The organism is Roseicyclus amphidinii (assembly GCF_030163755.1).
Lineage (GTDB): Bacteria > Pseudomonadota > Alphaproteobacteria > Rhodobacterales > Rhodobacteraceae > Roseicyclus > Roseicyclus amphidinii.
Genome location: NZ_JASJOE010000078.1, coordinates 1 through 13,568, shown reverse-complemented (window position 1 = coordinate 13,568; position 13,568 = coordinate 1). Strand labels below are relative to the sequence as shown.

Here is a 13,568-nt window from a genome sequence, read left to right as displayed (position 1 = left end):
GCGACGTGCTGACCGCGCGCAGCCAGGTGATCCGCGTGCCCGCCAACACGGTGATCTTCGGTCCGGGCAAATCGCCCGACAACATGCTGTTGCTGCTCGACGGCACGGTGCGGGTGCAGGGTGATGTCGTCCAGCACCACCTGCCAATACAGGTCATGCGAGATGCGCACCGCGTCCACCGGCCCCCAGAAGAACAGCACATGGGCGGGGTGCAGCGTGCCCAGCGACAGCGCCAGCTCGGCCACCCGCTCGCCTCCACGGTAGCCCGTCACCCGCGCGGCGGCCTGCTGCGCCTCGGGCCAGGCGACGCCCATGGACATGGAGGCCAGTTCGAACGGCCCTGTCCCCGTGATCCGCGCCGGATGCCCCGATGAGGTGTAGACGCTGACCTCGCCCGAGGTCGTGGCGTTCACGTAGCCGTAGCCGCGGTAATACAGCCGATGCGCGAGGATGAGGTTGTGAAACACCAGCCCGGCGGGATGGGCGGGCAGTTCCTGCACGTCATTGGCCGCGATGATCCCCTCGAAATCGAGGCCGAGGGGCGCGCGCCCCGCGGTCTCGGCCGCATCCCCCGCCCGCGCCGCGTCGATCGCGCTTGCGCTGAAACCGGCGACGACGCGCCGGAAACCCGGCACGATCCGGGCCAGCTCTTGCGGGGTGTCGCCCCCGCTCAGCGACAGGACCAGCTCGGCCCCCGCCGCCTCGGGCGGCACCGCGCAGATGCGCCGGTCCTCGTCTTGCCACGCCAGCGTGACCTGCCCCCGCTGCGTGCAATAGAGCGCGTCATCGGCGACGTCGGGTGGCAGATGCACCTCGACGACCGGCTGCACCGCGTAGCCGAGAAAGGCGAAGGGCGGGTCGATCACCAGCCCCGAGGGGCTGCCCGGCAGCGCCCGCACCCGCGCGCCGCGCGGCTCGGGCGTGGTGCGCAGAAGCCCGCGCAGGCGCGGCGCGCGCGGCGTGATCTCGCCGGGCGCGGTGATCGCCTCGCCGGGCGTGCCCTCGGGCGAGAGCTGGAAATTGGCGAAACCGTTGAGGTTGCTCGCGCGCGTGATCGGGCCGGCCTCGGTCTCCAGCGTCACGGGAACGCCCGCGAGCGGACGGTCGCCCGCGTCGAAGACACCGTCGCCGTCGCGGTCGAGAAACACGAATTGCGAGATGTTCATCGGCTCCGCCCGCGCGGGCAGGGGCAGGAACAGGGCAATGCCAAGGGCAAGGGCAAGGGCAAGGGCAAGGGCAGGGCCAAGGGCAGGGCCGACACGCTCACGAAGGGTCAGGGTGTTCCGTCGCATGACCGCTTGGTCCTCTTGTGCCGCGCAACGCGCGTGGGGCAGGGGGGAACGGCAAAGCGGCGAAGGGATGCCCTCCGCCGCTCCGGGATATGTCCGATCCGGCGCGCGGCCCCGCGATGGGCCGCCGCGCGCCGGGTTACGCCTGTGTGGCGATCACGGGATGAGCGGAGTGGTTTCCGCTTCGCCAAAGAAGGTGGCGGTGATGTCCGCGGTGCTGATCGCACCGGCAGCCGTGGTCGAGATCGCGCCGCCATCCATGTTACCGCCGCCGGTGATGACCTGCACGCCGCCGTCGATCGTCGCGAAGTTGGTCGCGCCCGACAGGACGATGGTGCCCGCGCCGGACAGGGCTTCGAACGACGCGTTCGACTCGGTCGAAGTGGTGAAGCCACCCGACGATGCGACGATCGAACCCGCTTCTTCCGTGAGGTCCGTGGTCGTGTCGTTCACGGCACCGGCTGCCAGCGTGGAGAGATCGCCGAAGTTGAGATCGGTCGCGTTCAGCGTGGCGTTGAATGCGCCGCTGGCATTGGCGAATTCGCTGATGTCGCCAGCAACGTCACACTCCACGGAGTCGCCCGTGGCGTCGCACACGTCTTCGCCGAAGACATTCACGTCGACGGTCGCACCGCCCACGGCACCGTCGGTGGCACCACCGAGAATGTCGATGTTGGTCACATCGATGCCCGAGTCGAAGTTGAAATCACCCGTCAGGTTGCCACCGGCTTCACCTGCACCGGTGATGTCGATCGAGCCGTCGATGGATTCGAAGTTCGTCGCAACGTTCACGAAGACACCGCCATATGCTGCGGCGAGATCGGTAAGATCCTCCACAACCTGCGCATTCGCACCACCAGCCGCGAGCGCAAGCGCCGCCGCCGTCATCATAAACTTGGCTTTCATGTCAAGTTCCCCGTTCGATTTCGCTCAACTTCCGCCATTTGAGCATTTCAATTGTGGCGTCTGGCGGGACGCCTGACCCACGTCAGCCCTTGGCTGGCGCGGAACCCTGTGGTGGTGATCCCCGTCGGCATCCGTGGACCTGTGTCCGAAGCCGGGTGCCGGGGGTGGTGGCAATGCGGTGGGCGGTCATGTGTCGGTCTCCTCGGCGGCGGCGGCATCGCCTGTGGGCAGTGTGCGCGCGCCGGTGCGGTCGGATGCGATCAGCGTCGCATCGGTCGCGGGGGCGGGCTGCGAGGCAGGTCTCGAGGCGGGCCGGGGCGAAGCCGCGGGCGCGCCCTGCGGCGTTTCGGCCAGTGCGCGGTTGCGCGCGTCGATGGCGCGGCGCGCCTCCGGTCCCAGCCCCGAGGTGGAGAGGCCCGACATCACCGCGGTGGGCTGCATGCGCGGCCCGTCCGACCCGTCCGGCCCGTCGGACACCGCTGGCGCTTGCGGGGCTTCCGCCGAGGTCTGCGCGGGAACAAGCGCGGCCACCTCCACTGCGCGAGCGGCCGCATCCGCGGGCGCAGGCTCGGGCACAGTCACGGGCGTCGAGGCCGAGGCCGAGGTCGCGGGCACCTCGATCGGGGTGGCCCCGCTTTCGGCCTCCACCGGTGTCTCCGGCGCAGGCGGCTCGGGCGGACGCAGGGCGGCTGCGGCGGCGGCTTCGGCGGCGCGGCGGTCATGCAGCCTGCGCATCTGCCCGCCCGAGGTCCGTTCGCCCTCGATCACGGCCATGGTCTCGTCGATGATGTTGCGGCACTCCTCGTATTGCCGCGCGGGCATCAGCTGCGCCAACAGCTCGAAGGTGGCCAGCTGCAGCATCTCGCGCAGGGCGAAATGCAGCGCCTCGCGGCGGCTGCCGCCGAAGTCGAGGTCGACGATGTTGTTGTCGACGGTCCGCGCGACCATGAAGCCCAGCTCATCTGCCACCAGCTGCTTGCGCAGCGCGATGTTGGCGACGATCTGGCCGGTCGCATTGTTGGTCATCGCCAGGTCCATCCCCACCAGGATGCGGTTCTGGCGGTAGCGGGGGCCGATCCCGCCGACGCTGGCGATGGCCCCGCCGCCGGGGATGAAATCGAGGCTGTTGATGCTGCCCGTGATCACCAGGTTCGCGGGGCGCTGCTGCGACAGGTCGCGGATGCCCCATTGCGCCTCCATCGCCGCCGAGCCCATGTCGCGGCGGTTGATCAGCGTCACGCCCGCGTTGAACAGCGCCGATTGCACGATGTCGCCCGCACCCTGCGTGACGAACCGCCCGGTGCCCTCGGTGCTGTTCTGGTCGCGCCCGGTCTGGTCGGGAATGCCGCCGACGCCAAAGGTCAGGCGGCTGTCGATCCGGCCGTCAAGGCAATAGAGCGCCTCGTCGAAGCTGGTCACGATATCGGTGACCGGCGGCCCGTCCAGAAGCGCGACATCCTCGCGGGGCATCGCGCAGCCGGCGACGAGCGCGCAGAGGGCCGCGACACCTGCCGACCTGCGAAATGTGCCTTTTGAAAACATCGTCAGTTGCAGTTCGCTGAGCTGGGAGCGGAAGAATTCGTCACGGTCGCCGAGGCCGATGCGCCATCCGCACCGGCGGAAATGTTGATCCCCCCCATCACCTCGTTCGAGGTCCAGGTGATCGCGCCGTTCTGGCAGCCCTGGCTGTCGGCCGAGGAGCTGATGTCGATCACGTTGCCCGAGCCGTCGATGGTGATCTCGTTCATCGTCGTGTTGACGGCGCCCACCGTGTAGGTGCTGGTGCCGGTGCCCTCGGCGGTCCGGTTGTCCAGCGACACGTTCGCGCCTTCCTCGGCGCTGACCGAGATGTCGCCGACGCTGCTGTCGTATGTGATGTTGGTGGTGGTGTTGTAGACGGCCCCGGCATCGAAGGCGCCCGACTCCAGCCGCCGCTGGTTCAGCATCAGCTGCAGGCGGTAGTTGCGTTCGCTGGTGTCCGGAAACCCGTAGGACCCCGTCCACGACCGCCCCGCCGAGGTCCAGTCCTGCGCGGTGGCCTGCACGGCGGGTAGGGCGGTCACGGCCCCCCCGAGCAGCAGCGCCGTGCATGTTGCGATGGCTCGTCTCATGGTCAGCCTCTCTTGTCGTCTTTCGAGCGCCGCCCTGCCGGGTCTCATGCCCCCGGCGCGCGCCCGTTCGGGAAACCTGACTGCGCCGACGCCCACCCCGACGGCGCAGGCGTCACGTCAGGGCGGGCTCGGCAGGTTGGGGGCCGACGGCAACGTCGGCAGCGAGGGGAAGCTGGGCGCGAGGCTCGAGGAGCTTTGGTTGCCATCCAACGCGAAGCCCCCGGCTCCGCCGCCACCGGCCCCGGCGCCCGAAAGCTGGTCGCCTTGGAACGCGCCCGCGACACTGCCCGGCGGGCCGGCAAGCGCACCGGTGCCCTGCGGACCACCGCCGTTGCCGCCGTTGCCGCCATTGCCACCGTTTCCGCCGTTCCCCCCACCGTTGCCACCGTTGCCGCCATTGCCGCCCGGCACCTCGATCACGGCCGGGCCGACGACCACGGCGCAGTCCTGCCAGTTGGGCGCGACCACCTCGGGGTGATCGACCTTGCCAAGATCGTCGGCCGCTGCAGGCGCGATGATCGCGCAGGGATCTTCCGGAGTGGAACAGGCGGACAGCACTCCCGCGCAGAGCAGCAGCAGCGCCAGACCTGATGCTTGGTTCTTCATCTCTTCCCCCGCAAAAACCCGGTTCTTCCCGGTTTGTTGATGCCGTGCAGCCATGTGCTGCGGGCGCATGTGCCGCCCTTTGATTGTAACTATAGATTCGTGCCAACTATTGATAAGCAACACCGAACCTTTAGGGCAAAAGGGGCGATGGATACAACCTGCCAATAATTTCTTTGGGTAATTTTATTCAACTTTAGATAATTCTTGTTGCCACGTGGCAACATCGCGCCGCGCCCCGTCCTGCCCGCCGACCGGACGCCTCGGCAGGCGCGGCGCGGGGGCCACGCTTGCGCGCCATCGGCGATCCGCGGCTTGAAACCCGTGCCGCGACGCGCGACAGCTTGGCCAAAGATGGGCGAGTGAAGGGCAGGGTCGCACAGATGCGTATTGCGATGATCGGAACCGGCTACGTGGGGCTGGTGTCGGGGGTGTGTTTTTCCGACTTCGGGCATGATGTCGTCTGCGTCGACAAGGATCCGCGCAAGATCGCCATGCTCGAGGGCGGCGAGGTGCCGATCTACGAGCCGGGCCTCGACGCGCTCATGGCCAAGAACGTCGAGGCCGGGCGGCTGTCCTTCACCACGGACCTGGCTGCCGCCGTCGATGGCGCCGAGGCCGTCTTCATCGCGGTCGGCACGCCCACGCGGCGCGGCGATGGCCATGCCGATCTCACTTACGTGATGGCTGCCGCCGAAGAGGTCGCCCGCGCCCTCACGGGCTATGCGGTCATCGTCACCAAGTCGACCGTGCCGGTCGGCACCAACCGCAAGGTCAAGCAGACCGTCGCCCGCGCCAACCCCTCGGCCGAGTTCGACGTCGCCTCGAACCCCGAGTTCCTGCGCGAAGGCGCGGCCATCGACGATTTCATGAAGCCCGACCGCGTCGTCGTCGGCGTCCAGACCGAGCGCGCGGCCGAGGTCATGGCAGAGATCTACCGCCCGCTCTTCCTGCGCGAATTTCCGATCGTGACGACCGACCTCGAGTCGGCCGAGATGATCAAGTATGCCGCCAACGCCTTCCTTGCGACGAAGATCACCTTCATCAACGAGATCGCCGCGCTCTGCGAGCGGGTGGGCGCGGACGTCAAGGAAGTGTCCAAGGGCATCGGCCTCGACGGGCGGATCGGGAACAAGTTCCTCCATGCCGGTCCCGGCTATGGCGGGTCCTGCTTCCCCAAGGACACCAGCGCGCTGGCCCGCATCGGGCAGGAACACGCGGTGCCGCAAAGCATCGTGGAGACGGTCATCAGGGTGAATGACGTTGTCAAACACCGCATGATCGAGAAGCTGCGCGATCTGTGCGACGGCACGTTCAACGGCAAGACTGTCGCGGTGCTGGGCGTGACCTTCAAACCCAACACCGACGACATGCGCGATGCGCCCTCGCTGACAATCGTGCCCGCGCTGGTGGGGGGCGGGGCCAAGGTGCGCGTCGTCGACCCGCAGGGCCGCCGCGAGGGCGAGGCGCTTCTGCCCGGCGTCGCCTGGCTCGAGGACCCCTACAAGGCGGCGCAGAACGCCGACCTGGTGGTCATCCTGACCGAGTGGAACGAGTTCCGCGCGCTCGATCTCAAGAAACTGGCGAAGAAGATGGCCGTGCCCCGCATGGCCGACCTGCGCAACGTCTACAGCCCGCGCGATGCGAAACGCGCGGGCTTCGAGGCCTATGACGGCATCGGGCGGCCGATGATGCAGCAGCCCAAACCGGCGGATCAGGCCACGGGTTAGGCCGCGCGCGGGGCAGGGGCCGAAAGCTCGGCCAGCACCTCGGCATATTCGGGGTCCTGCGCGGCCAGGTGCAGCGTCGCGCGCAGCATCCCGGCCTTCGACCCGCAGTCGAAGCGCGTGCCGGAAAAGCGGAAGCCCGCAAGCCCCGACAGGCCCGCGCCGCGGGCGATGGCGTCGGTCAGCTGGATCTCGCCGCCCGCGCCCGGTTCCTGCGTCGCCAGCGCCTCGAAGATCGAGGCATCCAGCACGTAGCGCCCCACCACGGCCTCGCGCGACGGCGCGGCCTCGGGCGCGGGTTTCTCGACCATCCCGCGCGCCCGCGTGATCCGGCCGGACGTCTCGGCCCCGTCGAGGATGCCGTATTTCGACACCTCGTCCCGCGGCACGGACATGGTGGCGACCATGTGGCCCGCGCCGGTGTCGCCATAGGCCTCGACCATCTCGGGCAGGCAGGGCGCGCCAAGGATCAGGTCGTCGGGCAGGATCACCGCGACCGGCCCCGGCAAGACGTGATCGCGCGCACACAGCACCGCATGGCCAAGGCCGAGCGGTTCGTCCTGCATGGTAAAGACCACGTCATCGCCGCGCGGGCACAGCGCCGCCTCGCGCAGGGCATCGGCCAGCGCCGCCTTGCCCTTTTCGCGCAGGCTGGCGCGCAGTGCCGCGTCGTCCATCACGTAGCGTTCGATGGCGGATTTCGACGGGTGGCTGACGAAGACCATCCGCTCGACCCCCGCCGCCTGCGCCTCGTCGATCGCATACTGGATCAGCGGCGTGTCGATCACCGGCAACAGTTCCTTCGGCGTCGCCTTGGTCGCGGGCAGGAACCGCGTGCCAAGGCCTGCGACGGGAAAGATCGCGGTGCGAACGGGGGTGGACATTGGAAAGCCTCCTTTTGGGGGTCGGTTTCACTGTGCTGCATTGCGGCAGGATAGCGTGTCGAGACGAATTGTCAAAAAGCGACACAAGTGGTCGCTTTTGAACACCCTAACCGCGCAGATCATGGGCGGAGTGCCTAAAACAAGGGCAATCGCTCCGCTTCGGGCGCTGTCTTTCGTCTATTGGTTGCGCCACATCCGGCCTTTTTGCGGCTGCGGCATTGATTTCCTGCGCGCAAGATGCATCATTTACGACATGACTGGTCTGTAACCGACATGCCTGCGAGCCTCCGGCATCCGCCATGGGTGCCCCGCGCCCCGATGCGCGCCTCGCCCCGCCCGTGATCGTGACCGCAACTCCGAGGACGACATGAAACTCAAGCCGATTTCCGGCGACCCCTTGCCGTCGCAGGCCCATCCCTATCGCCGCGCTGCCGTGATCGGCGCAGGCGCATGGGGCACGGCGCTGGCCGCCACGCTGGCCCGCGCAGGGGTGGCGACGCGGCTCTGGGGCCGCGATCATGCCGTGATTGACGAGATCAACGTCAAGCGCACCACCGAACGGTTCCTGCCCGGTGTGACCATGCCCGAGGGGCTGCACGCCGTCCACCGGATGCAGGCCGCGCTCGAGGGGGCCGAGGTCGCGCTGATCGTCGTGCCCTCGCGCTCGGTCCGCTCGGTCGCGCGGCAGGTTGCGGAATATGCCGCCCCCGGCATGCCCGTCGCCATCTGCGCCAAGGGAATCGAGGCCGAAACCGGCCTTCTGATGACGCAAGTGGCCGAGGAGGAGCTGGGCCGCCGCCCGGTCGGCTGCGTTTCCGGCCCCACCTTCGCCCGCGAAACCGCGCTCGGCCACCCCACGGCGGCGACCGTCGCCTTTCCCTTCAGCTACGCCGACCGCCTGACCCCGTCCGAGGCGCCCGCCGTCCGGCTGGCCGTGTCGCTCTCGACCGAAAGCTTCCGCGCCTATGTCTCGGATGATCTTGTCGGCGTCGAGATCGGCGGCGCGGTCAAGAACGTCATCGCCATCGCCTGCGGCGTGATGACCGGCGCGGGCTTTGCCGAGAACACGCGCGCGGCCCTCATCACCCGCGGCCTCGACGAGATGAAGCAACTGGCCGAGGCGCTTGGCGGCCGCCGCGAGACGGTCACGGGCCTTTCGGGCATCGGCGATCTGACGCTGACCTGTTCCAGCCCCACCTCGCGCAACATGTCGCTGGGCCAGCAGCTGGGGCAGGGCATCCCGCGTGACGCCTGTTTCGACGGCAGGCCCGTGGTGGTCGAGGGAGAGGTCAACGCGACCTCGGTCACCGACCTCGCGCGCCGCCTCGGGCTGCGCCTGCCGATCTGCGAAACCGTGCGCGCCATCCTTCACGAAGGCGCGGCCCCCGGCGAGGCCTTCGCCGCTCTCTGGGCCCGGCCGATCGAGGCCGAGCCGCGGGCGATGGACCTGTCCTTCGCCCATCCCGCAACCGACCAAGCCATTGCAACACTTGCAGAAAGGATCTCATGACCCGTCACGAGACATTCGACGCCAGCCCCATCTCGAACGCCGAGTTCGTCCTTGCCACCGACCTTGACGGCACCTTCCTCGGAGGGTCCGAGGCGGCGCGGAAGAAGTTCTATTCCTGGATCGAAAGCCAGCGCCCGCGCGTCGGCCTCATCTTCGTGACGGGGCGCGACCCCGGCCATATCCGCGACCTGATCCGCAGGCAGGGCGTGCCGAAGCCCGATTTCGTGGTGGGTGACGTGGGTACGACCATCGCCTCGGTCGATGACGACCATTTCATCGTCCCGATCCCCGAGCTGGAGGCCGAGATCGCCGCCGCCTGGAACGATGCGGGCACCCGCGTGCAGGCCGCGCTGCGCAGCGCGCCGGGTCTCAGGCTGCAATCCACCGGCTTTCGCTACCGCGTGAGCTACGACATGGACCCGGCCGCCTTCGACGCTGCCGCGCTCGACACGGTTGCGGGTCTCGGGCTCGATGCTCTGGTCTCGGCGGACCGCTATTTCGACGTGCTGCCCAAGGACGTGAGCAAGGGGCCGTCGCTGCTGCGGCTGCTGACGCATCTGGGCGTGGACAACCGCCGTGTGCTGGTCGCAGGCGACACGCTCAACGACCTGTCGATGCTGACCATGGGTCTTCCCGCCGTCGCCGTCGGCAATTCCGAACCGGCGTTGATCGCGGCGCTGGACGGGCACGCCCATGTCCACCGCGCCCGCCAGGAGGGCGTCAGCGGCATCGCCGAGGCGATACTGCATCACAAGCTTTACGTGTAAGGGGGGCTGGGCACATGGCATCCGAACTCGTCATCGTCTACCACCGCCAACCCTATGAAGAGGTTGAGGAAAACGGCAAGACCGTGTTCCGCGAGAACAAAAGCCCCAACGGCATCGTTCCCACGCTCAAGGGGTTCTTCGGCCATGTGAACCATGGCGCGTGGATCGCGTGGAAACTGGCCGAAGACCCGGAAAACCCCGGCTTCGAGCAAAAGGTCGACATCCGCGACGATCACGGCAGCTACACCGTCTCGCGCCTGCCGCTGACGCGCCACCAGGTGCGGGAATTCTACCATGTCTCCTCGAAAGAAGCCTTCTGGCCGATCCTGCATTCCTTCAAGGAACGCTACAATTACGACCCCGTCGACTGGGAGAATTTCCAGGAGGTGAACCGCCTGTTCGCCGAGGCCGCCGCCGAGGAAGCCGCCGAGGGCGCGCTCGTCTGGGTGCATGACTACAACCTGTGGCTCGTGCCCGGCTACCTGCGCCAGATCCGCCCCGACCTGCGCATCGCCTTCACCCATCACACGCCGTTTCCGGCCGCCGACATGTTCAACGTGCTGCCCTGGCGCAAGCAGATCGTCGAAAGCCTGCTCGCCTGCGACGACGTGAGTTTCCACATCCCGCGCTATGCGGCGAATTTCGTCTCGGTGGTGCGCAGCCTGTTTGACGTCGAGGTCTCGCAGCGCGTGAAGGTGCCGGAAAAATGGTTCACCGAGGGCACCGCGCTGACCGAGCGCACCATGCATGAGCGCATCACCTACGAGGGCCATGAGACGGGCGTCAGCGTCTGCCCGCTGGGCGTCGCGGTCGATTACATCGAAACCCGCGCGCGCCGGCCCGAGACCGAGGCCCGCGTCAAGGAGATCTGGCAGGACCTCGGCCAATCCAAGCTGATCCTGTCGGTGGGCCGCACCGATTACACCAAGGGCGGCGCGCAGCAGCTCGAAAGCTTCGAGCGCATCCTCGAGACCCAGCCAGACCTGCGCGGCAAGCTGCGGCTGATGCATGTGTCCGTTGCCGCCAACCGCAACATGTCGTCCTACGAGGATATCCAGACCGAGATCGAACAGATCGCGGGCCGCATCAACGGCCGCTTCGGCACGCTGGAATGGCAGCCCGTGGCGCTGATCTCCCGCGCGATCCCGTTTGACGAGCTGGTCGCCTATTACCGCGCGGCGGATGTCGCGTGGATCACGCCGCTGGCCGACGGGATGAACCTCGTGTGCAAGGAATTCGTCGCCTCCCGCGTCGATGGCGACGGGGTTCTGGTGCTGTCGGAATTCGCCGGGGCCGCGGTGGAACTGGGCGATGCGGTCATCGCCAACCCCTTCTCCTACAAGGCGATGGACCGCTCGATCCTCAAGGCGATCGAGATGGACGGCCCCGAGCGGCGGCACCGGATGGAGCGGTTGCGCGCCGCGGTGCGCGACAATGACCTGGGCAAATGGGGGCCGGGCCGGTTGAGCGTGACCCCCGGACCCAAGCGCGCCGCCTGAGCATGCAGGGCGCGCAGGCCCGGAATCGACTTGCAGCGCGCGCGCGCCAACCCTAGAAGACTGCGAAATTCGATGTGGCACAGGGCCGGACCGGACGGGCGCACCGTTCGGCCCGGCTCCGACTTTCGTGAGGATGCGATGCAGATCACCGAGACCCTGGCCGAGGGCCTGAAGCGCGAATACCAGATCACCATCACCGGGGCCGATCTGGACGCCCGCGTGAACGACAAGCTGGCCGAGGCGCAGCCCGAAGTGGCGATGAAGGGCTTCCGCAAGGGCAAGGTGCCGATGGCGCTCCTGCGCAAGCAGTTCGGCCCCCGCCTGCTGGGCGAGGCGATGCAGGAAGCCGTGGACGGCGCGATGCAGGGCCACCTCGACGAAAGCGGCGACCGCCCGGCGATGCAGCCCGAGGTCAAGATGATCAACGAGGACTGGAAAGAGGGCGACGACATCGTCGTCTCCATGTCCTACGAGAAACTGCCCGAGATCCCCGAGGTCGACTACAAGGCGCTGAAGCTCGAGAAGCTGGTCGCCAAGCCCGCCGACGCCGAGATCGACGAGGCGTTGGAGAACCTGGCCAAGAACGCGCAGAACTTCGACACCAAGAAGGGCAAGGCCGCCGACGGCGACCAGGTCGTGATCGATTTCGTCGGAAAGGTCGACGGCGAGGCCTTCGAGGGCGGCTCGGCCGAGGATTACCCGCTGGTGCTGGGCTCGGGCAGCTTCATCCCCGGCTTCGAAGAGCAGCTGATCGGCGTGAAGAAGGGCGAGGAGAAGGCCGTCGAGGTCTCCTTCCCCGAGGAATACGGTGCCGAGCATCTGGCCGGGAAGGCCGCGGTCTTCGACGTGACCGTCAAGGAAGTGAAAAAGCCCGTCCCGGCCGAGGTCGACGACGAGCTGGCCAAGAAATACGGTGCCGAAAGCCTCGAGGCGCTGAAGGGCCAGATCGCCGAGCGCATCGGCGCGGAATACACCGGCGCCGCGCGGCAGGTGCTCAAGCGCAAGCTGCTCGACCAGCTTGACGAACAGGTCTCCTTCGACTTGCCCCCCAGCCTTGTCGCGGCCGAGGCCGGCCAGATCGCGCACCAGCTGTGGCACGAGGAAAACCCCGACGTCCAAGGCCATGACCACCCCGAGATCACGCCGACCGAAGAGCACACCAAGCTCGCCGAGCGCCGCGTGAAGCTGGGCCTTCTGCTGGCCGAGCTGGGCCAGAAGAACGAGGTCACGGTCTCCGACGCCGAGATGACGCAGGCGATCATGATGCAGGCCCGCCAGTACCCGGGCCAGGAACGCGCCTTCTTCGAGTTCATCCAGCAGAACCAGCAGGCGCAGCAGCAGATCCGCGCGCCGCTGTTCGAGGACAAGGTCGTCGATTTCATCACCGAGCTGGCCGAGGTGACCGAGAAAGAGATCTCCAAGGACGATCTCAAGGCCGCGGTGGACGCGCTCGAGGAAGAGTGATCCGAAAAGCCCCAATCGGGCTGCGCAAGACATCAAGGGGCGGTCCGATCGGGCCGCCCCTTTTCGTTGCGGCGGCCGCGCTGCCGCATTGCGGCGCCGGTTTTTCTGGTCGCCGCGGGGGCGCTTGGCATAGGCTTGTCCCATGGTCAGGGTTTCCTCCGTTCCGCCGCAGGACCGGAACGACATAGGCTCGGACCACCAAACTTCCCGCGCGGGTGCCGTGACCCGCAGGGCCACGCAATAGGCGGAAGGAACACATCATGCGTCTGTTTTGTCTCAGTCTTTTCGGCGCGCTGGCGTGCAGCAGCGCGGCCATGGCCTGTCCGGGCCTCAACATGTCCTCGGGGGCGGTGACCTATGACGCGGGCCAGTTGGCCACGGCGCAAAGCGTGTCGCTGACCGCCGGGGGCGAGAATCGGCTGGAGCAATGCGGGCTGGGCAACCTCGGCTACGGACAGTTCCGCTCGGTGCCCGATCATTCCTTCGTGGTCGCGGGCAGCGTGCCGGCCGGGCTGACGCTGGCGGTCAACTCGGACTGCGACGCGGCGATGCTGGTCAACACCGCCGATGGACTGTGGCATTTCAACGATGACGGCAACGGCAGTCTCGACCCGCGGATCGACATTCCCGCGGGGGCTGCGCTGAACGGCCAGGTCGATGTCTGGGTCGGCACCTTCGCGGGCGGCGATTGCGCCGCGACGCTGCAGCTTGCCCAGCAGGGCGCGCCCCTGCCCATGGCCCCGCCCTCGGGCGGCGGCGGGCTGGCGGGCGTTTCGCCCCCGCCGCTGCCGCAGCCCGCGCCCCAGCC

Annotated in this window: 11 protein-coding genes and 1 pseudogene; 7 read left to right on the top strand and 5 right to left on the bottom strand. The window is 67.9% G+C overall.

What is annotated here, in order from left to right; genetic code table 11:
• Positions 1–5: 5 nt before the first annotated feature.
• Positions 6–119, top strand: a pseudogene (locus QQK83_RS19420) (Crp/Fnr family transcriptional regulator); the annotation flags it as partial.
• Positions 120–1,445: 1,326 nt separating this feature from the next.
• On the opposite strand, the gene QQK83_RS17195 reads toward QQK83_RS19420, so the two are convergent.
• The 4 genes from QQK83_RS17195 to QQK83_RS17180 all read right to left on the bottom strand — a co-directional run bounded on the left by QQK83_RS17195 (position 1,446) and on the right by QQK83_RS17180 (position 4,981).
• Positions 1,446–2,195, bottom strand: a complete 750-nt coding sequence (locus QQK83_RS17195; RefSeq protein WP_284266346.1) for a hypothetical protein — start codon at positions 2,193–2,195, stop codon at positions 1,446–1,448.
• A 186-nt stretch (positions 2,196–2,381) separates the two neighbouring features.
• On the bottom strand, positions 2,382–3,665 hold the full coding sequence (locus QQK83_RS17190; protein ID WP_284266344.1) for a CsgG/HfaB family protein: 1,284 nt from the start codon (positions 3,663–3,665) through the stop codon (positions 2,382–2,384).
• Positions 3,666–3,739: 74 nt separating this feature from the next.
• Positions 3,740–4,306, bottom strand: coding sequence for a hypothetical protein (locus tag QQK83_RS17185; protein ID WP_284266342.1), 567 nt, complete (start codon positions 4,304–4,306; stop codon positions 3,740–3,742).
• Positions 4,307–4,423: 117 nt separating this feature from the next.
• Positions 4,424–4,981: a hypothetical protein gene (locus QQK83_RS17180; RefSeq protein ID WP_284266341.1), complete on the bottom strand. Its 558-nt coding sequence runs from the start codon at positions 4,979–4,981 to the stop codon at positions 4,424–4,426.
• Between the two features lie 311 nt (positions 4,982–5,292).
• On the opposite strand from QQK83_RS17180, the gene QQK83_RS17175 reads away from it, so the two are divergent.
• A complete protein-coding gene (locus QQK83_RS17175; protein ID WP_284266339.1) occupies positions 5,293–6,639 on the top strand; it encodes a UDP-glucose dehydrogenase family protein in 1,347 nt (448 codons plus the stop codon).
• Here the strand turns inward: QQK83_RS17175 and QQK83_RS17170 are convergent.
• Positions 6,636–7,520 carry a UTP--glucose-1-phosphate uridylyltransferase gene (locus QQK83_RS17170; RefSeq protein ID WP_284266337.1) on the bottom strand — a complete coding sequence of 295 codons (885 nt, stop codon included), beginning with the start codon at positions 7,518–7,520 and terminating at the stop codon, positions 6,636–6,638. The genes QQK83_RS17175 and QQK83_RS17170 overlap by 4 nt on opposite strands.
• Before the next feature lie 367 nt (positions 7,521–7,887).
• Here QQK83_RS17170 and QQK83_RS17165 point away from each other — a divergent pair, with 367 nt between their 5' ends.
• From QQK83_RS17165 to QQK83_RS17145, 5 genes are all read left to right on the top strand, one after another.
• Positions 7,888–9,030 (top strand): NAD(P)H-dependent glycerol-3-phosphate dehydrogenase, encoded by a 1,143-nt coding sequence (locus tag QQK83_RS17165; protein WP_284266335.1) that lies wholly within the window; start codon positions 7,888–7,890, stop codon positions 9,028–9,030.
• Positions 9,027–9,797, top strand: coding sequence for an HAD-IIB family hydrolase (locus QQK83_RS17160; protein WP_284266333.1), 771 nt, complete (start codon positions 9,027–9,029; stop codon positions 9,795–9,797). Before QQK83_RS17165 ends, QQK83_RS17160 begins: the two co-directional genes overlap by 4 nt.
• Before the next feature lie 14 nt (positions 9,798–9,811).
• Positions 9,812–11,296, top strand: coding sequence for a glucosylglycerol-phosphate synthase (gene ggpS / locus QQK83_RS17155; protein WP_284266331.1), 1,485 nt, complete (start codon positions 9,812–9,814; stop codon positions 11,294–11,296).
• A gap of 138 nt (positions 11,297–11,434) precedes the next feature.
• Entirely contained in the window at positions 11,435–12,760 is a 1,326-nt protein-coding gene (gene tig / locus QQK83_RS17150) for a trigger factor (RefSeq protein ID WP_284266329.1), read from the top strand.
• A 260-nt stretch (positions 12,761–13,020) separates the two neighbouring features.
• The coding region (locus tag QQK83_RS17145) for a hypothetical protein (RefSeq protein ID WP_284266327.1) at positions 13,021–13,568 on the top strand (548 nt) is incomplete at its 3' end.

Excerpts from the sequence above, each read along its gene's own strand:
- tig (WP_284266329.1), top strand. The coding sequence starts at position 11,435 with ATGCAGATCACCGAGACCCTGGCCGAGGGCCTGAAGCGCGAATACCAG.
- QQK83_RS17195 (WP_284266346.1), bottom strand. The coding sequence starts at position 2,195 with ATGAAAGCCAAGTTTATGATGACGGCGGCGGCGCTTGCGCTCGCGGCT.
- QQK83_RS17190 (WP_284266344.1), bottom strand. The coding sequence starts at position 3,665 with ATGCCCCGCGAGGATGTCGCGCTTCTGGACGGGCCGCCGGTCACCGAT.
- QQK83_RS17185 (WP_284266342.1), bottom strand. The coding sequence starts at position 4,306 with ATGAGACGAGCCATCGCAACATGCACGGCGCTGCTGCTCGGGGGGGCC.
- QQK83_RS17175 (WP_284266339.1), top strand. The coding sequence starts at position 5,293 with ATGCGTATTGCGATGATCGGAACCGGCTACGTGGGGCTGGTGTCGGGG.
- ggpS (WP_284266331.1), top strand. The coding sequence starts at position 9,812 with ATGGCATCCGAACTCGTCATCGTCTACCACCGCCAACCCTATGAAGAG.
- QQK83_RS17170 (WP_284266337.1), bottom strand. The coding sequence starts at position 7,520 with ATGTCCACCCCCGTTCGCACCGCGATCTTTCCCGTCGCAGGCCTTGGC.
- QQK83_RS17180 (WP_284266341.1), bottom strand. The coding sequence starts at position 4,981 with ATGCGCCCGCAGCACATGGCTGCACGGCATCAACAAACCGGGAAGAAC.
- QQK83_RS17165 (WP_284266335.1), top strand. The coding sequence starts at position 7,888 with ATGAAACTCAAGCCGATTTCCGGCGACCCCTTGCCGTCGCAGGCCCAT.
- QQK83_RS17160 (WP_284266333.1), top strand. The coding sequence starts at position 9,027 with ATGACCCGTCACGAGACATTCGACGCCAGCCCCATCTCGAACGCCGAG.